The sequence below is a fragment of the Paracoccus sp. N5 genome (genome assembly GCF_000371965.1).
In the GTDB taxonomy this organism is placed as follows: domain Bacteria; phylum Pseudomonadota; class Alphaproteobacteria; order Rhodobacterales; family Rhodobacteraceae; genus Paracoccus.
Window position 1 is genome coordinate 374,443 of the sequence record NZ_AQUO01000002.1, and the last position, 18,422, is coordinate 392,864.

Genomic DNA, 18,422 nt, shown 5'->3' on the forward strand with positions numbered 1-18,422 from the left:
GCACCGGGCGTCCGTGACCGCTATCACCTTGCGCGACAAGCACCAGGGGGCCCCGATGTCACATTCCGCCGAACCGCTTCCGATGACCGCGCGCCGCTCGGGCCCCCTGACCGGCGAGGCTAGGGTGCCCGGCGACAAGTCGATCAGCCACCGCGCGCTGATCCTGGGCGCGCTGTCGGTGGGCGAGACGCATATCACCGGTCTGCTGGAGGGCCAGGACGTGCTCGATACCGCCAAGGCGATGCAGGCCTTCGGCGCCCAGGTCGAGCGGCTGGGGACCGGCGAATGGAAGGTCAACGGCGTCGGCGTCGGCGGCTTTGCCGAGCCCGAGGGCGTGATCGATTGCGGCAACTCGGGCACCGGCGTGCGGCTGATCATGGGCGCCATGGCCACGACGCCGATCACCGCCACCTTCACCGGCGATGCCAGCCTGTCGCGCCGCCCGATGGGTCGTGTCACCGACCCGCTGGAACTGTTCGGCTGTGAGGTCACCGCGCGCGAGGGCAAGCGCCTGCCGGTGACCATCAAGGGCGCGGCCGATCCGGTGCCGGTGCGCTACCGGACCCCGGTCGCCTCGGCGCAGATCAAGTCGGCGGTGCTGCTGGCGGGGCTGAATGCGCCGGGCGAGACGGTGGTGATCGAATCCGAACCGACCCGCGACCATACCGAGCGCATGCTGGCCGGCTTCGGCGCCAGCATCCGCACCGAAACCACCGGCGAGGGCCATGTCATCACCCTGCAGGGCCGGCCGGAGCTGAAGCCGCAGCCGGTGGCGGTGCCGCGCGATCCGTCCAGCGCCGCCTTCCCGGTGGCGGCGGCGCTGATCGTGCCGGGCTCGGAGATCCGCGTGCCGGGCGTCAGCCGCAACCCGACCCGCGACGGGCTCTATGTCACGTTGCTGGAAATGGGCGCCGACATCACCTTCGAAAACCCGCGCGAGGAGGGCGGCGAGCCGGTGGCCGACCTGCTGGTGCGTCATTCCGCGCTGAAGGGCGTGACCGTGCCGCCCGAGCGCGCCGCCAGCATGATCGACGAATTCCCGATCCTGTCGGTCGTGGCCTGCTTTGCCGAGGGCGCGACGGTGATGCGGGGCGTGCACGAGCTGCGCGTCAAGGAAAGCGACCGCATCGCGGCGATGGAGGCCGGGCTGATCGCCAATGGCGCCCGCGTGACATCGACCGAGGACAGCATGACGGTCGAAGGCAGCGGCGGGCTTGCGGGCGGCGGCGCCAGCGTGGTGACGCATCTCGACCACCGCATCGCCATGTCCTTCCTGGTGGCGGGGCTCGCCTCGGACCAGCCGATCAGCGTCGATGACGGCGGCCCGATCGCCACCTCCTTCCCGGATTTCCTGCCGCTGATGCAGAGGCTCGGCGCCGCGATCGAATGAGGTCAGCGCCGGGGGCTGTCTGCCCCCGGGCCCCCGAGGATATTTCCACAAGAGAGAAGCAAGGACGCGGCGCCAGGGATGAGCCCGCGCCGCGTTTTTTCCGTTTCAGATACCCCAGCTGCGGCGGCGGCTCAGCCGGCTTTCGCGGCTTCGGGATAGCCCAGGCCCGCGAGCGCTTCGCGGATCTCGTCCAGGATCGCCGGATCGTCGATGGTGGCCGGGGCCTTGAAGGGCTGGCCGTCGGCGATCTTGGCCATGGTGGCGCGCAGGATCTTGCCCGAGCGGGTCTTGGGCAGCCGTTCGACCACGCAGGCCGATTTGAAGGCCGCGACCGGGCCGATGCGGTCGCGCACCAGCTTGACCACTTCCTTGACCACCTGCGCATGCGGCGTGCTGACCCCCGCCTTCAGGCACAGGAAGCCGACCGGGGATTGGCCCTTGAGGCTGTCGGCCACGCCGATCACCGCACATTCGGCGACATCGGGGTGGCTGGCCAGCACCTCTTCCATGGCGCCGGTGGACAGGCGATGGCCGGCGACGTTGATGACGTCGTCGGTGCGGGCCATGATGTAGAGATAGCCGTCCTCGTCGATATAGCCGGCGTCGCCGGTCTCGTAATAGCCCGGGAAATGCTCGAGATAGCTCTTGCGGAAGCGGCCTTCCGCGTTCCACAGCCCCGGCAGCGTGCCGGGCGGCAAGGGCAGCTTGATCGCGATGGCACCGAGCGTGCCGGCCGGGACCGGATTGCCGCCCTCGTCCAGCACCTGCACGTCATAGCCCGGCATCGGCACCGAGGGGCTGCCGGGCTTGGTGGGCAGGGTCTCGATGCCGATGGGATTGGCGGCGATGGCCCAGCCGGTCTCGGTCTGCCACCAGTGATCGACCACCGGCACGCCGAGGTGCTCTTGCGCCCATTTCACCGTGTCGGGGTCGGCGCGCTCGCCGGCCAGGAACAGGGCCTGCAGGTCGTGCAGCTTGTAGCGCCGGATCCATTCGCCGTTCGGATCCTCGCGCCGGATGGCGCGCAGGGCGGTGGGGGCGGTGAAGAAGCTCTTGATGCGATGGTTCTGGATGATGCGCCAGAAGACGCCCGGATGCGGGGTGCCGACCGGCTTGCCCTCGAAGACCACGGTGGTCGCACCGGCGATCAGCGGGCCGTAGCAGATATAGGAATGCCCGACGACCCAGCCCACGTCCGAGGCGGCCCAGAAGCGGTCGCCGGGGCCGATGTTGTAGATATTGGTCATCGACCATTGCAGCGCCACCAGGTGGCCGGCGGTATGGCGCACCACGCCCTTGGGCTGGCCGGTGGTGCCGGAGGTGTAGAGGATATAGGCCGGGTGGTTGCCTTCGACCGGGACGCAATCGGCGGGTTTCACGCCATATTGGAAGCCGTGCCAGCTGAAGTCGCGGCCCTCGACCAGCTTGGCGACCTCTTGCTCGCGCTGGAAGATGACGCAGAACTCGGGCTTGTGCTCGGCCATGTCGATGGCGGCGTCGAGCAACGGCTTGTAATGCACCACCCGGTTCGGTTCCAGCCCGCAGGAGGCGGCGATGATCGCCTTGGGCTGGCAATCGTCGATGCGCACCGCCAATTCGTTCGCGGCGAAGCCGCCGAAGACGACCGAATGGATGGCGCCGAGCCGGGCGCAGGCCAGCATCGCCTCCAGCGCCTCGGGGATCATCGGCATGTAGATGATGACGCGGTCGCCCTTTTCCACGCCGCGCATCCGCAGCGCCCCGGCCAGCGAGGCGACGCGGTCCTGCAACTGCTTGTAGGTGATGCCCTTGGTGGAATGGGTGATCGGGCTTTCATGCATGATGGCGATCTGGTCGCCGCGCCCGGCCAGCACATGGCGGTCGACGGCGTTCCAGCAGGTGTTGATCATGCCATCCGAGAACCATTCGTAGATCGGCGCCTTGTGGTCATCGAGCGCCTTCGAGGGCTTCTGCTGCCAGTCGATCGCCTCGGCGGCCTGCATCCAGAACCCTTCGGGATCGGCCTGCCACGCGGCATAGATCTCGCGATACCCCATCACTCTTCCTCCTCACAGACAGCCGAGATCTAGGCGCGGGCGGGGCGGGGCGGCAAGGCTGTTAACGGCCAAACTCGGCCGCGGGGATGCAGAATTTTGCAGATACTGTCTCAGTTCCGGACAGAAGTTTGCAAACGCAGGTGGGCTTTGCTTGGGATGGAAAACCGCGCGGCGTTTTGCAAAATCGCCGCGCGGCGGGTCGGGTCAGGCCCGAATCAGCGGTAATGGCCGACCGGGGTGCCGGCGATGGCGCTCATGTTCAACAGGCCCCGCGTGGTGATCGAAGGCGTCACGATATGGGCGCGGTTGCCCATGCCCATCAGGATCGGCCCGACCTCGAGCCCATTCGCCTTCATCTTCAGCGCGTTGCGCACGCCCGAGGCCGAGTCGGTGCTGGAAAAGACCAGCACGTTCGCGGCGCCGTCGATGCGCGAATGCGGCAGCAGCCTTTCGCGGATCGCCGGGTCCAGTGCCGAATCGACCTGCATCTCGCCGTCGAAGACGAAGTCGACCGCGCGCGATTCCAGGATCTGCATCGCGTCGCGCATCTTTTGCCCCGAGGCGGAGTTCAGGTTGCCGAATTGCGACTGGCTGCACAGGGCGACCTTGGGCGTCACGCCGAAGCGGCGGACGTGGCGGGCGGCGCCGATCACGGTCTCGGCCACCTGCTCGGGGGTCGGGCTCTGGTGGACCTGGGTGTCGGCGATGAACAGCGGCCCATCCTCGAGGATCATCAGCGACAGCGCGCCATGCGGGCGCAGCCCGTCGCGGGCCAGGATCTGGGTGATGTAGTTCAGATGCCAGCTATACTGGCCGAAGGTGCCGCAGATCAGGCTGTCGGCCTCGTCCCGGTGCACCATGACCGCGCCGATGGCGGTGGTATTGGTGCGCATGATCGCCCGGGCGATGTCGGGAGTGACACCCTGGCGCGCCATCAGCTCGTGATAGGTGCCCCAATAGTCGCGATAGCGCGGGTCGTTTTCCGGGTTCACGATCTCGAAGTCGCGGCCGGGGCGGATCGGCAGGCCGGCACGTTCGGCGCGCATCTCGATCACCTCGGGGCGGCCGATCAGGATCGGCGCGTCGGTGGTTTCCTCGAGCATGGCGTTGGCGGCGCGCAGCACGCGCTCATCCTCGCCCTCGGCGAAGACGATGCGGCGGTTGGCGGTGGCGGCGGCCTCGAAGACCGGGCGCATGATCATGGCCGAGCGGAAGACCGAGCCGTCCAGCTTGCGCTTGTAGGCGGCGATGTCCTCGAGCGGCCGGGTGGCGACGCCGGTTTCCATCGCGGCCTTGGCAACGGCGGTCGAGACGACGCCGATCAGCCGCGGGTCGAAGGGCTTCGGGATCAGGTATTCGGCGCCGAAGGTCAGCGTCTCGCCGCGATAGGCCATGGCGGCCTCGGCCGAGGTGGTGGCGCGGGCCAGCGCGGCGATGCCCTCGATGCAGGCCAGCTGCATGGCGTCGTTGATCGTGGTCGCACCCACGTCCAGCGCGCCGCGGAAGATGAAGGGGAAACACAGCACGTTGTTGACCTGGTTCGGATAGTCCGAACGGCCGGTGGCGATGATCGCATCCGGGGCCACGGCGCGCACCGCCTCGGGCAGGATCTCGGGCGTCGGGTTGGCCAGGGCGAAGACGATGGGGCGCGGCGCCATCTTCGACACCATCTCGGGCGTCAGCACCCCGGGGCCCGACAGGCCCAGGAACAGGTCGGCGCCGCCGATGACCTCGTCCAGCGTGCGCAGGTCCGAGACCTGGGCGTAATCGGCCTTTTGCGGCGTCATCTGTTCGGTCCGGCCTTCGTAGACCAGGCCGGCGATGTCGCAGAGCCAGACGTTTTCCCGCTTCACGCCCAGTTTCAGCAGCATGTTCAGGCAGGCGATGCCGGCCGCGCCGCCGCCGGTCGAGACCACCTTGATGTCCTGGAACCGCTTGCCGGCGATGTGCAGCGCGTTGGTGGCGGCGGCGCCGACCACGATGGCGGTGCCGTGCTGGTCGTCGTGGAAGACCGGGATGTTCATCCGCTCGCGGCAGATCTTCTCGACGATGAAGCAGTCGGGGGCCTTGATGTCCTCGAGGTTGATGGCGCCGAAGCTCGGCTCCATGGCGCAGACGATCTCGGCCAGCTTTTCCGGGTCGGGCTGGTCCAGCTCGATGTCGAAACAATCGATATTGGCGAATTTCTTGAACAGGACCGCCTTGCCCTCCATCACCGGCTTCGAGGCCAGCGCGCCGATATTCCCAAGCCCCAGCACGGCCGTGCCGTTCGAGACCACGGCGACGAGATTGCCGCGCGCGGTATAGCGGGCGGCGGTGGCGGGATCGGCCTTGATCTCCAGGCAGGCCTCGGCCACGCCGGGGGAATAGGCGCGGCTCAGGTCGCGGCCGTTGGCCAGCGGCTTGGTCGCCCGCACCTCCAGCTTACCCGGACGCGGAAATTCGTGATAATCCAGTGCCGCCTGTCTGGCGTTGTCCTGCCGGCGTTCTTCCATGGCCAGACCCTCCTCTCAAGATGGTTCAGCGTTAAACTATTTTTTCGGCCGCGAACAGGGGGTCCGTGTTTCGCGGCGGACTTGCATCGTGCCGGGGGCGGGCGCAATGTGTCGGCAGGCAAGGACGACAGGGCGAAAGGCGCAGGGGATGACGCTTCTGGATGCGGCGCGGGCGGTGCGGGAACGGGCCTATGCGCCCTATTCGCATTTCAAGGTGGGCGCGGCGGTGCGGGGCGCCTCGGGCACGGTCTATCATGGCTGCAACGTGGAAAACGTCGCCTATCCCGAGGGCACCTGCGCCGAGGCCGGCGCCATCGCGCTGATGGTCGCCAGCGGCGAGACCGAACTGGTCGAGGTCGCGGTCATCGCCGACAGTCCCAGCCCGGTGCCGCCCTGCGGCGGCTGTCGGCAGAAACTGGCCGAGTTCGGCCGCGCCGACACGCCGGTGCTGCTGGCGACCACCGCGGGCCGGACGCTGGCCACCACCATCGGCGAATTGCTGCCCGGCCGTTTCGACATTTCGCATATGTCGGGCAACGAATGACGCCAGCCGATCCGCGTCCGGTGATTGCCCGGGTCCGCGATGGACAGGGGCTGGACCAGGCCGGGGCGGAGCTGATGGCGCGCGGCTTGGCCGACGGCGGGGTCAGCGATGCCCAAGCAGCAGCCTTCGCCATGGCGGTGCTGCTGCGCGGGCTCGACGGTGCGGGCCGGGTGGCGCTGACCCGCGCCATGCGCGATTCCGGCCACGTCCTGCGCTGGGATCTGCCGGGGCCGGTGCTGGACAAGCATTCGACCGGCGGCATCGGCGACACGGTCAGCCTGGTGCTGGCGCCGCTGGTCGCGGCCTGTGGCGGCTATGTGCCGATGATCTCGGGGCGGGGCCTGGGCCATACCGGCGGGACGCTGGACAAGCTGGAGGCGATCCCCGGCTTCCGCTGCGCCTTGGACGAGGCCGATTTCCGCGCCGTGGTCGGGCAGGTGGGCTGCGCCATCGTCGCGGCAGGGCCCGGCCTCGCGCCGGCCGACGCGCGGCTCTACGCGATCCGCGACGAAAGCGCGACGGTGGGTTCGGTCGATCTGATCGTGGCCTCGATCCTGTCCAAGAAGCTGGCGGCGGGGCTCGACGGGCTGGTGCTGGATGTCAAGCAGGGCTCGGGCGCCTTCCTGCACAGCCCCGAGGCGGCGATGACGCTGGCGCGCGCGCTGGTCGAGGTGGCGCGCGGCGCGGGCTGCGCGGTCCGGGCCTATGTCACCGACATGGACCAGCCGCTGGCCCCTGCCGCCGGCAATGCGCTGGAGCTGCGCGAAGCTATCGCCGTGCTGAAGGGCGCCCCGGGCCCCTTGCGCGATCTGTCGCTGGCGCTTTCCGAGGCATGCCTGGGCCTGGCGGGCCGCGCGGGTGCCACGGCGGCGCTGGACAGCGGCGCGGCGGCCGAGCGTTTCGCCCGCATGGTCGTGGCGCAAGGCGGGCCGGCGGATCTGCTGGAAGCCCCCGACCGCCACCTGCCGCCGGCCCCGATCATCCGCCCGGTGCCCGGCCGTGGCCGCGTTGCCGCCATCGACGCCGAGGCGCTGGGTCATGTCGTCGTGGCCCTGGGCGGCGGCCGGCTGCATGCGCGGGATCGCATCGACCCGCGCGTGGGCCTTGCGCAGCTGTTGCAGATCGGGCAGGAGGCCGGTCCCGACCGCCCGCTGGCGATGGTGCATGCCGCGACCGAGGCCGCTGCCGAGGCCGCCATCGCCACGGTGCAATCGGCCTATCTGCTGGGCGACGGACCCGACCCCGGCCCCCTGATCCGATGCGAGGTCACATGAGCCGGCAAGACCAGCGGCGCGCCTTTCTGATCGTGATGGATTCCGCCGGCATCGGCGGCGCCCCCGATGCCGCGCAGTATTTCAACGACAGGCTGCCCGATACAGGCGCCAATACCATCGGCCATATCGCCCAGGCCCGGGGCCTTGCCATGCCGCATCTGGATGCGCTGGGGCTGGGCGCGGCGATCCGGCTGGCCTCGGGACTGGCGGCGCCGGGGCTCGGGGCCCAGCCGCGGGGGCTCTGGGGAGCTGCGACCGAGGTGTCGCGCGGCAAGGACACGCCTTCGGGCCATTGGGAAATCGCCGGGGTTCCGGTGCCCTGGGACTGGCATTATTTCCCCGACACCCGCCCGGCCTTTCCGCCCGATCTTGCCGCCCGCATCGCCCGGGCTGCGGGCACCGAGGGTATCCTTGGCGACGAACATGCCTCGGGAACCGAGATCATCGCCCGGCTCGGGGCCGAGCATCTGCGCACCGGCTGGCCGATCTGCTATACCTCGGTCGACAGCGTGATCCAGATCGCCGCGCATGAGCAGGCCTTCGGGCTCGAGCGGCTGCTGCGGCTCTGCCAGGATGTGGCCGGGATGGTGCATCCGATGCGCGTCGGTCGGGTCATCGCCCGGCCTTTCCTGGGCGCCGAGGGCAGTTTTGCCCGCACCCCGAACCGCCGCGATTTCGCCATCGCGCCCCCCGGCCGGACCATCCTGGACGCCGCGCATGAGGCGGGCCGCATCACCCATGCCGTGGGCAAGATCGGCGACATCTTCTCGCATCGGGGCATCGCGCAGCTGCACAAGGGCAAGTCCGATGCCCACCTGGCCGGCCAGCTCTTGCGCCTGGGCGACGAGGCCGAGCCGGGCAGCCTGACCTTTGCCAATTTCGTCGAATTCGACACGCTTTACGGCCATCGCCGCGATGTCGAGGGCTATGCCCGGGCGCTGGAATGGTTCGACGGCGTGGCCGGCGCGCTGATCGCGCGGCTGCGGCCGGGGGATCTGGCGATCTTCACCGCCGACCACGGCAACGACCCGACCTGGCGCGGCACCGACCACACGCGCGAACGTGTGCCGGTGCTGGGTTGGGGCTGCGGCCCGCGCGCCGTGGGGCAGGTGGGTTTCGCCGACATCGGCGCCTCGGTCGCCGCGCATCTGGGCCTGGGGCCGGTCGGGCCAGGGAGGTCGTTCCTGTGAGGTCGCTGAAGAAGATCGAGCTGCACCTGCACCTGGAGGGCGCCGCGCCGCCGGCCTTCATCCGCGCGCTGGCCGCGGAAAAGCATCAGGACATCGGCGGCATCTTCGACGAGCGCGGCGCCTATGCCTATCGCGATTTCAAGGAGTTCCTGCGGGTCTATGAGGCCGCCACCTCGGTCCTGACCAGCCCGCGCGACTATGCCCGCCTGCTTGCCGAGGTGCTGGCGGAATGCGCCGAGCAAGGCGCGATCCATGCCGAGCTTTTCGTCTCGCCTGCGTTCTGCGGCGGCGCCGATCTTTCGGCCTGGCGCGACTATCTGGCGGCGATGCAGGAGGTTGCCGAACGCGCCGAACAGGGCGGCATCTCCAGCCGCGCCATTCTGACCGCGATCCGGCATTTCGGTCCCGAGCGCGCGCGCAAGACCGCGATCTGCGCGGCCGAGACTTCGGGCGGTTGGGTCACCGGCTTCGGCATCGGCGGAGCCGAGGATGCGGGCGAACTGCCGGATTTCGCCTGGTCCTTCGACTGCGCGCGCGAGGCCGGGCTGGGCCTGACCGCGCATGCCGGCGAATGGCGCGGCCCGCAGTCGGTGCGCGACGCGCTGAGCCTGGGCGTCAGCCGCATCGGCCATGGCATCCGCGCCGTCGAGGACGCGGCTCTGGTCCGCGACCTGGCCGAGCGCGGCGTGACGCTGGAGCTCTGTCCGGGCTCGAACGTCGCGCTTGGCCTGGTGCCGTCCTGGACCGCGCATCCCATCGCCCGGCTGGCCGATGCGGGCGTGCGGGTCACCGTCTCGACCGATGATCCGCCCTTCTTCCACACCACATTGTCCCATGAATACCAGCGGCTTGCCGATGCTTTCGGCTGGGCCGAGGCCGAATTCCGCCAGATGAACCTCTGGGCCGTCGACGCGGCCTTCTGTGACGAGACCACCAAGACACGCCTGCGAAAGGAACTGACATGAGCCAGCATCTGACCATCGTGGATCACCCCCTGGTCCAGCACAAGCTGACCATCATGCGCCAGAAGGACGTCTCGACCGCCGGCTTCCGTCGCCTGCTGCGCGAGATCAGCCTGCTGCTGGCCTATGAGGTCACGCGCGAGCTGGAACTGACCGAGATCACCATCGAGACGCCGCTCTGCGAGATGCGGGCGCCCACGCTCGAGGGCAAGAAGCTGGCGCTGATCTCGATCCTGCGGGCCGGGAACGGGCTGCTGGACGGCATCCTCGAACTGATCCCGGGCGCCCGCGTCGGCTTCGTCGGCCTCTACCGCGACCCCGAGACGCTGCGCCCGGTCGAATATTACTGCAAGGTTCCGAAGGAGCTGGACGCGCGCATGACCATCGTCGTCGACCCGATGCTGGCCACCGGCAACAGCTCGGTCGCGGCCATCGACATGCTCAAGGAGCGCGGGGCGAAAAACCTGCGATTCCTGTGCCTTCTGGCCGCGCCCGAGGGGGTGGAGCGGATGCGCGGGGCCCATCCCGACGTGCCGATCTTTACCGCCGCGCTGGACGAGCGGCTGGACGATCACGGCTATATCGTGCCCGGCCTGGGCGACGCCGGCGACCGCATGTTCGGCACGAAATAGGCCTGCGTTAACCGGCTGTTCAGGGCTTTCGTCCTATCACCGTCCCAAAGGGCCGATTCGGGGATGGGACGATGCTGTGGATGCTGCGGGTGATGCTGGTCTTGGCTCCGGGACTGGCCTTGGCGCAGGACCTGCGCCCGGCCGAGACGCCTCCGGCCGATTTCTTTGCCCGGCAATATATCGACAGCAAGGGCTGCGTCTTCCTGCGGGGCGACGATGGCGGCTGGCAGGCGCGCGTCTCGCGCGATGGCACGCCGATCTGCGGCTATCCGCCGACGCTGTCCGCGCGGGGGCTGGACGGCAAGCCCCGGCTGCGGGCGCTGGACCCCGATGCCGGGCGCAGCCGGGCCGAGCTGCTGTCCGAGGCGCTGTCGCAAACCGTGCTGACCAATCTGCGCCCCGGCGAGCTTGCGGGTGATCCGCAGCCGATGGAAAAACTGCCCGACCTGGGGCCCGAGCCCTCGCCTTCCGGCCCGGCCGATGCGTTGCAGGCCGTGGTCGCGGCCGCACCGGCGCTGCGCCAGGAAATGGGCGGCGGGCTGAAGCCGAACCTGCGGCTCTGCCAATTGCTGGGCTATGACGGCCAGCCCGGCGCGGCGGGACTGGGCAGCGATCCGTCGCAAGGCTATTGCGGCTCGTTGCCGCCGGCGGATCTGTCGCGGCTGAGCTTTGCGCGCCCGATCGGCAGCAGTGCCGGCGACACGCCCGCCGCGGAGGACAAGACCGCGGATGCGAAGCCCGCTGCCCCGGGCGCAAAGCCGGCGGCCGAGAAAGCCGCGGCGGCGGAAAGGATCGCTACCGTCCCATCGAACCCGAGGACGCCGCGCGCGGCAAAACCCGCCGCCGGACCTGTTGCCGTGGCCGGCAAGCGGGCGGCGGCCAACCCCCAGGGGCCGGCCGCGAAACCCGGCAAAGCCGCTGCGCCCGTGGTCGGCACGATCCCGGCCGGCGCCCGCTATGTGCAGCTTGGCACCTTCGCCGATCCCGGCAATGCGGATCGGGCGGTGCAGCGCGTGGCGGGCCTGGGCTATCCGGTCCTGCGCGGCAAGGACCGCGTGAACGGGCGCGAGGTGCAATTCATCATGGCCGGCCCCTTCGACGACCGCGAGGGCATCGTGCGCGCGCTGAACGCCATCCGCCGCGCCGGCTATCGCGATGCCTTCCCGCGCTGAGCCGTCATTGGTCGCAGATCTCTTGCAGGGCGATCCATTCGCGGTCGCTCAGCACCGGCTTCGGGATCGCGGTGCGGAACGGATCGGCCTCGATCAGCCCCAGCACCGCCTCGCCGGTCGGGTCCAGCGACCGGGCATAGGGCTCGCTGGAAATGCCGGCGCGGGTGAAATAGGCCAGCAATTGCTCGTCGTCGGGACGCGGCACGGCATCGGCCAGCAGCTTCTCGCCATAGCCCGACAGCGCCTTGCCCGGCAGCGTGCCGGCGGTCAGCAGGTGGAAGGTGGCGCGCGGCCCGGCATAGCGCAGCGCCGCCAGCATCGGATCGTCGGACACCGCCGCCGCCTGGGCGGCGAGGATATGGCCGGCGGCGACCTCGGGCGACAGCTGGCCCTCGATCAGGTCTTCGCCGATCACCGTGATCGGTCCGGGCAGGCGCAGGGCGCCGCGCAGCGTGGCAGGGACCACGGCGATCTCGGCCTCCGGGCCGATCAGCCGCGTCGCCAGCTTCTGGCGCACCATGTCCCCGGCCGGGCGCGAGCAGGGGCTGCCGGTGGTCTTGGCGATCTCGGCCAGGATCAGCCTCCCGATCTCGGCGCGCTGCGCCGGGGGCGCGATGTCGGCGGCGTGGCGCACCAGCGCCGGTGGCACCCAGAACAGGGCCAGGACCGCCATCACCGCCGCCGCGCCCAGCATCAGCCCGCCGCGCAAGCGGCCGGGATGCGGCTTGCTGGCCTCGATGGCGCGATGCACCTTCGAGATGGCCGAGATCATCAGCTCGTCCTCGATCTCCAGCTCCTCGCCGGCCTCGGGCCCGCCGGGCGCATAACGCGCCGGCATCTTACCGGGGTTCAGCCGGGTCACCGCCGGCAGCGACCAATGCGTCAGCGGCACCTCGGACCGCGGATCGGTCAGCACCAGCGTCGCGTCGCCGAACGAGACGATGACATCGCGCAATTGCGCCTTGGGCGTCTCGCGCCAGATGCCGGCGGCCTCGAGCCGTTGATATTGGTTCAGCGCTGTCATTCCTGCGCCATCGGCCTCCGCTGCCCTGTCCCGACCATAAGCCAAGCCCGGCGCCGGTCAACGGCCCCGCTTTTCAAGGAAATTCCCGCCCGGCGCCAGAGGGGGAAATGCGCGGAAGGGCCGAAGCCGGCTTGCGACGGAAACCACCCCGCCTTTCCCCGCCTGGCAAGGCTGGCCTGGCGGTCCGCGCCGGGGCGCGGCGCAGCCCCGAGCTCCGCGTCAGAGCGCGGAAGGCACCGCCATGCCCCGCTCGCGCGCCAGTTCGCGGATGCGATTTTGCAGCTTTTCGAAAGCCCGCACCTCGATCTGGCGGATCCGCTCGCGCGAGACGTCGTAGCGCGTCGACAGATCCTCGAGCGTCATCGGGTCGTCGCGCAGGCGCCGCTCCATCAGGATGTCCTTCTCGCGGTCGTTCAGCACGTCCATGGCGGCGATCAGCATCTCGCGCCGCGCCGACATCTCGTCGGCCTCGGCAAAGGCCTCGGCCTGGTTGGCGCTGTCATCCTCGAGCCAGTCCTGCCATTGCGCCGTCGATTCGCCATCGCCCGAACCCACCGTCGCGTTCAGCGAGGCGTCGCCCCCCGACAGCCGGCGGTTCATGTCGATGACTTCCTGTTCCGACACGTTCAGGTCATGCGCGATCTGGGCGACGTTTTCCGGCCGCAGGTCGCCCTCTTCCAGCGCGCCCAGCTTGGACTTGGCCTTGCGCAGGTTGAAGAACAGCTTCTTCTGCGCGCTCGTCGTGCCCATCTTTACCAGCGACCAGGACCGCAAGATATATTCCTGGATCGAGGCACGGATCCACCACATCGCGTAAGTGGCCAGCCGGAAACCCTTTTCCGGGTCGAAGCGCTTGACCGCCTGCATCAGGCCGACATTCGCCTCGGAGATCACCTCGGCCTGGGGCAGGCCATAGCCGCGGTAGCCCATGGCGATCTTGGCGGCCAGCCGCAGGTGCGAGGTGACCAGCTTCTGCGCCGCCTCGGGATCCTCGTGATCCGTCCAGCGCTTGGCCAGCATGTATTCCTCCTCCGGCTCCAGCAGGGGAAACTTCCGGATCTCCTGCAGGTAGCGGTTCAGGCCCTGTTCGGGGCTGGGTGCCGGAAGTTGGGTATAGTTCGCCATCTGAAATTCCCTGTCCCGCGCGGTCGCGGGCCTTTGTGAACGCTATCATGCCGGGGCGGGTTCCGTCACGCGGTCCGCCCGCGCAGTTTTTCCAGAAGGCCGGCCATGTCGGGCGGCACCGGGCTGGAGAAGGCCAGCGATTCGCCGCTGACCGGATGGTCGAAGCCCAGCTCGGCGGCATGCAGCGCCTGGCGGGGAAAGGCCGCGACGGCCGCGGCAAGGTCGGGCCCGAGCGCCCGGGCCGAGGCGCGTCTTGCACCACCATAGACCGGATCGCCCACCAGCCCCAGCCCGGCATGCGCCATATGCACGCGGATTTGATGGGTGCGGCCGGTTTCCAGCCGGCATTCTACCAGCATCACCGCCGGCGGCGTGCCGAAGGCCTCGATCAGCCGCGCCCGCGTCACCGCATGGCGGCCGTTCTGGAAGCTGACCGCCTGGCGCTGCCGGTCGGTCGGGTGCCGGCCCAGCAGCGTGGTGATGCGCAACACGCCGCCCGGCTCGAAAGCGATGCCGGGCAGGCCGCGCAGCCGCGCATCGGCCGGGTCGATCGCGCCATGCGCCAGCGCCAGATAGCGCCGATGCGCCGAATGGTCGGCGAATTGCCGCGCCAGGCCCTGATGCGCGCGGTCGGTCTTGGCCACGACCAGAAGGCCCGAGGTCTCCTTGTCGATGCGGTGCACGATCCCGGGCCGCGCCGCGCCGCCGATGCCCGACAGGCTGTCGGCGCAATGGTGCAGCAGCGCATTGACCAGCGTGCCCGAGGGGCTGCCCGGTGCCGGATGCACCACCATGCCCGCGGGCTTGTCCACGACGATCAGTTCCTCGTCCTCATAGGCGATGCTCAGCGGAATCGCCTCGGGCAGCGCGTCCAGCGGCTCGGGGGTGCCGATCTCGACGCGGTAGTTGCCGGTCTCGGCCCGGGCCTTGCCGTCCGTCACCGGCCCCGAAGGGCCGCGCACCGCGCCCTCGGCGATCAGTTTCGTCAGGCGCGAGCGCGACAGCGCCGCCTGCTCTGGCGCGCAAAGCGCAAGCGCCTTATCAAGCCGGTCGGAAAGACCTTCGGGAATGGTGATGAGGATTTCGGCCATGGCGCGGGATGATAGGGCGGATGCGGGGCCAGAGGAAGCGCTGCCGATGCTGCGCTGGCTGCGCCTGCTGGTGACCTCGCTGGCGGTGGTGATGGGGCTCGGCGTGCTGGTGATCGCGGCACTGCTGTGGCTGCGCCTGTCCGAGGCGCCGCTGCCGGAACTGCCCGAAAGCGTCGCCCTGCCGGAAGGCGCCAGGCCCGCCGCCGTCACCTTCGCCCGCGACTGGCTGGTCGTGGTCACCGAAACCGGCGAGGTGCTGCTTTACGACCGCCAGGGCAAGCTGCGCGAGCGGCTTCAGCCCTGAGCCTTCAGCGCCTCGATCTCGGCGCGCAGCTCGGCGTTTTCGGCCCGGGCCTTGATCGCCATCTCGCGCACCGCCTCGAATTCCTCGCGGGTGACGAAGTCGCGGTCGGCCAGCCAGCGGTCGATCCAGCCGTTGAAGGCGGTCTGGGCCTCGTCCTTGGCGCCCTGGGCCACGCCCATGGCATTGGTCATCAATTTCGAGAGATCGTCGAAGAAGCGGTTGTTGGCGGTCATGGCGGGCCTTTCGATTCCATGTTGTCCCCTATATGGCCCCGGGGGCGCGGCTGTTCAATCGGTTGACACCCGCCGCCCCCCGCGTAGCCTGCGCCGGCGCCAGATGAGGACCCCATGACCGACATTCCCTGGATCTCGCCCGAGATCTTCACCATCCACCTGTTCGGCATGGAGTTCTCGCTGCGCTGGTATGCGCTGGCCTATCTGGTGGGGCTGCTGGCCGGCTGGCGCATCATGGTCGGGCTGATGCGCCGGCCGGCGCTGTGGGGTGACCGCGCGCCGATGCGGCCGGGCCAGGTCGAGGAGCTGCTGACCTGGGTGATCCTGGGCGTGGTGCTGGGCGGGCGGCTGGGCTTCGTGCTGTTCTACGAGCCGGCCTATTACCTCGCCAACCCCGCGCAGATCCCGCTGCTGTGGCAGGGCGGCATGTCCTTTCACGGCGGGTTCCTGGGCGTGGTGCTGGCGTCCTGGTGGTTCTGCCGGCGCCACGGCATTCCGGCGCTACGGCTGGCCGATGCGCTGGCGGTGGCGACACCGATCGGGTTGGGCCTGGGCCGGGTGGCGAATTTCATCAATGCCGAGCTGTGGGGCCGGCCGACCGATGCGCCCTGGGGGGTGATCTTTCCGGGCGAGGCGGCGCAGGCCTGCCCCGGCGTGACCGGTCCCTGCGCGCGCCACCCGAGCCAGCTCTACGAGGCCGGGCTCGAGGGCGTGGTGCTGGCGGCCCTGCTGTTCCTGCTGGTCCGCGCCGGCGGGTTGCGCCGGCCGGGGCAGGCGCTGGGGGTCTTCCTGATGGGCTATGGCTTGTCGCGCTTCGTGGTCGAGTTCTTCCGCCAGGCCGATGCGCAATTCATCACGCCCGACAACCCGCTGGGCCATGTGCTGGGCGGGCCGGTCTGGGGCGTGACCATGGGCCAGTTGCTGTCGCTGCCGATGGTGCTGGTCGGGCTGGCGTTCCTGCTGCGCGCGCGGATGCGCCCCGCGGTGCCCGCTGCCGCGCCATGACCCCGCTCGCGCGCCTGATCGCGGCGCAGATCCGGCTGTCGGGGTCGATGCGGCTCGATGACTACATGCGGCTGTGCCTGCTGCATCCGCAGCACGGCTATTACGCGACGCGCGATCCGTTCGGCGCGCAGGGCGACTTCACCACCGCGCCCGAGATCAGCCAGATGTTCGGCGAGATGATCGGTCTGGCGCTGGCGCAGGCCTGGCTGGACCAGGGCAGCCCCGCGCCCTTTGCCCTGGCCGAGATCGGGCCGGGCCGCGGCACGCTGATGGCCGACATCCTGCGCGCCATCCGCATCCTGCCCGGCATGGCCGAGGCGGCGCAGGTGCATCTGGTCGAGGCCTCGGCCCATCTGCGGCAGGTGCAGCGTGAGCGGCTGGGCGCGGTCACGCATCTGGACGACGCCGCGCAACTGCCTGAAATGCCGCTGTTCCTGGTCGCGAACGAGTTCTTCGACGCCCTGCCGATCCGGCAGTTCCAGCGCGTCGCGCAGGGCTGGGCCGAGCGCATGGTCACGCTGGACGACACGGGCGCGCTGGCCCTGGGCCTCGGCCCGGCCGCGCCCGGCCCCGCCGCGCCCGAGGGCCAGATCCGCGAAACCTGTCCCGAGGCCGCGCCCGTCGTCGCCGCCATCGCCGCCCGCATCGCCCGGCATGGCGGTATGGCGCTGGTCATCGACTATGGCGACTGGGACGGGCAGGGCGACACCTTCCAGGCCCTGCGCCGCCACCGCCCCGAGCCGGTCCTGGCCCATCCCGGCGAGGCCGACCTGACCGCGCATGTCGATTTCCGCAGCTTGGCCGATCTGGCGGCCGGCGCGGGCCTGCAGGTTTCGCGCATGGTGACGCAGGGCGAATGGCTCCAGCGGCTGGGCATCGCTGCCCGGGCCGAGCGGCTGGCCGCGGCCGGAGACGCCGGTGCCAAGGCCGCGCTTCATCGCTTGACCGCGCCCGGGGAAATGGGTCACCTGTTCAAGGCGCTGGCCTTCTGGCAACCCGGCGCGCCGGTGCCGCCCGGTTTCGAACCCTTGGACAAGTGATGCAGACGACGCTGGAAATCCTGACCCATCCGCTGCTCGACACGGTGCGGCACGGCTTCTTCACCCGGCGCGGCGGCGCCTCCTCGGGGTTGTTTTCCGGGCTGAACTGCGGCTTCGGCTCCAGCGACCAGGCCGAGATCGTGGCCATCAACCGTGCCCGCGTCGCCGAGGCCATGGGCGTCGCGCCCGGCCGGCTCGCGACCGTGCATCAGGTGCATTCGGCCGAGGTCGCGGTGCTGCGCGCCGGCGACGAAGCCGCTGATTTCACGGCGATTCGCGCCGATGGCATCGTCACCGACCAGCCCGGCGTGGCGCTGGCGGTGCTGACCGCCGATTGCCAGCCGATCCTTTTGGCCGACCCGCAGGCGGGGGTGATCGGCGCCGTCCATGCCGGCTGGCGCGGCGCGCTTTCCGGGGTGATCGAGGCCGCCGTCGCCGCGATGCAGGACCTGGGCGCGACCCGCATCCGCGCCGTGATCGGCCCGACGATCAGCCAGCGCGCCTATGAGGTCGGCCCCGAGTTCATGGACGAGGTGCTGGCCGAGGATCCCGGCCACCAGCGCTTCTTCGCCGGAGGCCCGAACGGCCGGCCGATGTTCGACCTGCCGGGCTTTGGCCTGATGCGGCTGCGCGAGGCCGGGGCCGAGGCGGAATGGACCCGGCATTGCACCTATTCCGACCCGGAGCGGTTCTTTTCCTATCGCCGCAGCACGCATCAGAACGAGGCGGATTACGGACGGCTGATCTCGGTCATCGCGCTGTGACGCAACGGGCGTGCGCAGGTCGCGCAACGCCGGTGCCAAGGGATTGGTTTTGTTGAAAAACCGCCTGTGACAACCGTGCACCGCGCGTACACAGGGCGTGCACCGGGGGGCGGACGTTGCCGGTGCGTTGCGAAGGGCGGC

17 protein-coding genes are annotated in these 18,422 nt (G+C 69.8%); 11 read left to right on the forward strand and 6 right to left on the reverse strand.

Annotation, left to right across the window (positions count from 1 at the left end):
- Positions 1-55 precede the first annotated feature (55 nt).
- The gene (aroA, locus tag PARN5_RS0116260) at positions 56-1,390 is read left to right on the forward strand and encodes a 3-phosphoshikimate 1-carboxyvinyltransferase (RefSeq protein WP_018000831.1); all 1,335 of its coding nucleotides are present in this window, start codon (positions 56-58) and stop codon (positions 1,388-1,390) included.
- Between the two features lie 131 nt (positions 1,391-1,521).
- On the opposite strand, the gene PARN5_RS0116265 is transcribed toward aroA, so the two are convergent.
- Positions 1,522-3,426: a propionyl-CoA synthetase gene (locus tag PARN5_RS0116265; protein ID WP_018000832.1), complete on the reverse strand. Its 1,905-nt coding sequence runs from the start codon at positions 3,424-3,426 to the stop codon at positions 1,522-1,524.
- 215 nt (positions 3,427-3,641) lie between these two features.
- Complete coding sequence (locus PARN5_RS0116270; protein WP_018000833.1) at positions 3,642-5,921, reverse strand: NADP-dependent malic enzyme; 2,280 nt, start codon at positions 5,919-5,921, stop codon at positions 3,642-3,644.
- Between the two features lie 148 nt (positions 5,922-6,069).
- Between PARN5_RS0116270 and PARN5_RS0116275 the strand changes: the two genes are divergently transcribed.
- From PARN5_RS0116275 to PARN5_RS25150, 6 genes are all read left to right on the forward strand, one after another.
- Positions 6,070-6,465, forward strand: coding sequence for a cytidine deaminase (locus tag PARN5_RS0116275; RefSeq protein ID WP_018000834.1), 396 nt, complete (start codon positions 6,070-6,072; stop codon positions 6,463-6,465).
- Positions 6,462-7,739, forward strand: a complete 1,278-nt coding sequence (locus PARN5_RS0116280; protein ID WP_018000835.1) for a thymidine phosphorylase — start codon at positions 6,462-6,464, stop codon at positions 7,737-7,739. Before PARN5_RS0116275 ends, PARN5_RS0116280 begins: the two co-directional genes overlap by 4 nt.
- Positions 7,736-8,929, forward strand: coding sequence for a phosphopentomutase (locus PARN5_RS0116285; RefSeq protein WP_018000836.1), 1,194 nt, complete (start codon positions 7,736-7,738; stop codon positions 8,927-8,929). The genes PARN5_RS0116280 and PARN5_RS0116285 overlap by 4 nt, the downstream gene beginning before the upstream one ends.
- The gene (locus tag PARN5_RS0116290) at positions 8,926-9,894 is read left to right on the forward strand and encodes an adenosine deaminase (RefSeq protein WP_018000837.1); all 969 of its coding nucleotides are present in this window, start codon (positions 8,926-8,928) and stop codon (positions 9,892-9,894) included. The genes PARN5_RS0116285 and PARN5_RS0116290 overlap by 4 nt, the downstream gene beginning before the upstream one ends.
- Complete coding sequence (gene upp / locus PARN5_RS0116295) at positions 9,891-10,523, forward strand: uracil phosphoribosyltransferase (protein ID WP_018000838.1); 633 nt, start codon at positions 9,891-9,893, stop codon at positions 10,521-10,523. Before PARN5_RS0116290 ends, upp begins: the two co-directional genes overlap by 4 nt.
- A 71-nt stretch (positions 10,524-10,594) precedes the next feature.
- Positions 10,595-11,695 (forward strand): SPOR domain-containing protein, encoded by a 1,101-nt coding sequence (locus PARN5_RS25150; protein WP_018000839.1) that lies wholly within the window; start codon positions 10,595-10,597, stop codon positions 11,693-11,695.
- Positions 11,696-11,699: 4 nt separating this feature from the next.
- On the opposite strand, the gene PARN5_RS0116305 is transcribed toward PARN5_RS25150, so the two are convergent.
- From PARN5_RS0116305 to PARN5_RS0116315, 3 genes are all read right to left on the reverse strand, one after another.
- On the reverse strand, positions 11,700-12,719 hold the full coding sequence (locus PARN5_RS0116305) for a hypothetical protein (RefSeq protein ID WP_018000840.1): 1,020 nt from the start codon (positions 12,717-12,719) through the stop codon (positions 11,700-11,702).
- A gap of 219 nt (positions 12,720-12,938) precedes the next feature.
- Entirely contained in the window at positions 12,939-13,844 is a 906-nt protein-coding gene (gene rpoH, locus PARN5_RS0116310) for an RNA polymerase sigma factor RpoH (protein WP_018000841.1), read from the reverse strand.
- Positions 13,845-13,909: 65 nt separating this feature from the next.
- Complete coding sequence (locus PARN5_RS0116315; protein WP_018000842.1) at positions 13,910-14,935, reverse strand: pseudouridine synthase; 1,026 nt, start codon at positions 14,933-14,935, stop codon at positions 13,910-13,912.
- Here PARN5_RS0116315 and PARN5_RS0116320 point away from each other — a divergent pair.
- Positions 14,934-15,239: a DUF6476 family protein gene (locus PARN5_RS0116320; RefSeq protein ID WP_232419421.1), complete on the forward strand. Its 306-nt coding sequence runs from the start codon at positions 14,934-14,936 to the stop codon at positions 15,237-15,239. The genes PARN5_RS0116315 and PARN5_RS0116320 overlap by 2 nt on opposite strands.
- On the opposite strand, the gene PARN5_RS0116325 is transcribed toward PARN5_RS0116320, so the two are convergent.
- Positions 15,230-15,472, reverse strand: a complete 243-nt coding sequence (locus PARN5_RS0116325) for an accessory factor UbiK family protein (RefSeq protein ID WP_018000844.1) — start codon at positions 15,470-15,472, stop codon at positions 15,230-15,232. The genes PARN5_RS0116320 and PARN5_RS0116325 overlap by 10 nt on opposite strands.
- 114 nt (positions 15,473-15,586) lie before the next feature.
- Here PARN5_RS0116325 and lgt point away from each other — a divergent pair, with 114 nt between their 5' ends.
- The 3 genes from lgt to pgeF are packed head-to-tail and all read left to right on the forward strand — an operon-like array spanning position 15,587 to position 18,281.
- The gene (gene lgt / locus PARN5_RS0116330) at positions 15,587-16,477 is read left to right on the forward strand and encodes a prolipoprotein diacylglyceryl transferase (RefSeq protein ID WP_018000845.1); all 891 of its coding nucleotides are present in this window, start codon (positions 15,587-15,589) and stop codon (positions 16,475-16,477) included.
- The gene (locus PARN5_RS0116335) at positions 16,474-17,517 is read left to right on the forward strand and encodes an SAM-dependent methyltransferase (protein ID WP_018000846.1); all 1,044 of its coding nucleotides are present in this window, start codon (positions 16,474-16,476) and stop codon (positions 17,515-17,517) included. Before lgt ends, PARN5_RS0116335 begins: the two co-directional genes overlap by 4 nt.
- Complete coding sequence (gene pgeF / locus PARN5_RS0116340) at positions 17,517-18,281, forward strand: peptidoglycan editing factor PgeF (RefSeq protein ID WP_018000847.1); 765 nt, start codon at positions 17,517-17,519, stop codon at positions 18,279-18,281. Before PARN5_RS0116335 ends, pgeF begins: the two co-directional genes overlap by 1 nt.
- The last annotated feature ends 141 nt before the right edge of the window (positions 18,282-18,422 follow it).

Bases quoted from the DNA above. Each gene is read 5' to 3' on its own strand.
- rpoH (WP_018000841.1), bottom strand. From the start codon at position 13,844: ATGGCGAACTATACCCAACTTCCGGCACCCAGCCCCGAACAGGGCCTG.
- pgeF (WP_018000847.1), top strand. From the start codon at position 17,517: ATGCAGACGACGCTGGAAATCCTGACCCATCCGCTGCTCGACACGGTG.
- PARN5_RS0116285 (WP_018000836.1), top strand. From the start codon at position 7,736: ATGAGCCGGCAAGACCAGCGGCGCGCCTTTCTGATCGTGATGGATTCC.
- PARN5_RS0116305 (WP_018000840.1), bottom strand. From the start codon at position 12,719: ATGACAGCGCTGAACCAATATCAACGGCTCGAGGCCGCCGGCATCTGG.
- PARN5_RS0116265 (WP_018000832.1), bottom strand. From the start codon at position 3,426: ATGGGGTATCGCGAGATCTATGCCGCGTGGCAGGCCGATCCCGAAGGG.
- PARN5_RS0116270 (WP_018000833.1), bottom strand. From the start codon at position 5,921: ATGGAAGAACGCCGGCAGGACAACGCCAGACAGGCGGCACTGGATTAT.
- lgt (WP_018000845.1), top strand. From the start codon at position 15,587: ATGACCGACATTCCCTGGATCTCGCCCGAGATCTTCACCATCCACCTG.
- PARN5_RS25150 (WP_018000839.1), top strand. From the start codon at position 10,595: ATGCTGTGGATGCTGCGGGTGATGCTGGTCTTGGCTCCGGGACTGGCC.
- PARN5_RS0116280 (WP_018000835.1), top strand. From the start codon at position 6,462: ATGACGCCAGCCGATCCGCGTCCGGTGATTGCCCGGGTCCGCGATGGA.
- PARN5_RS0116320 (WP_232419421.1), top strand. From the start codon at position 14,934: ATGGCGCGGGATGATAGGGCGGATGCGGGGCCAGAGGAAGCGCTGCCG.
- upp (WP_018000838.1), top strand. From the start codon at position 9,891: ATGAGCCAGCATCTGACCATCGTGGATCACCCCCTGGTCCAGCACAAG.
- aroA (WP_018000831.1), top strand. From the start codon at position 56: ATGTCACATTCCGCCGAACCGCTTCCGATGACCGCGCGCCGCTCGGGC.
- PARN5_RS0116325 (WP_018000844.1), bottom strand. From the start codon at position 15,472: ATGACCGCCAACAACCGCTTCTTCGACGATCTCTCGAAATTGATGACC.
- PARN5_RS0116315 (WP_018000842.1), bottom strand. From the start codon at position 14,935: ATGGCCGAAATCCTCATCACCATTCCCGAAGGTCTTTCCGACCGGCTT.
- PARN5_RS0116275 (WP_018000834.1), top strand. From the start codon at position 6,070: ATGACGCTTCTGGATGCGGCGCGGGCGGTGCGGGAACGGGCCTATGCG.
- PARN5_RS0116335 (WP_018000846.1), top strand. From the start codon at position 16,474: ATGACCCCGCTCGCGCGCCTGATCGCGGCGCAGATCCGGCTGTCGGGG.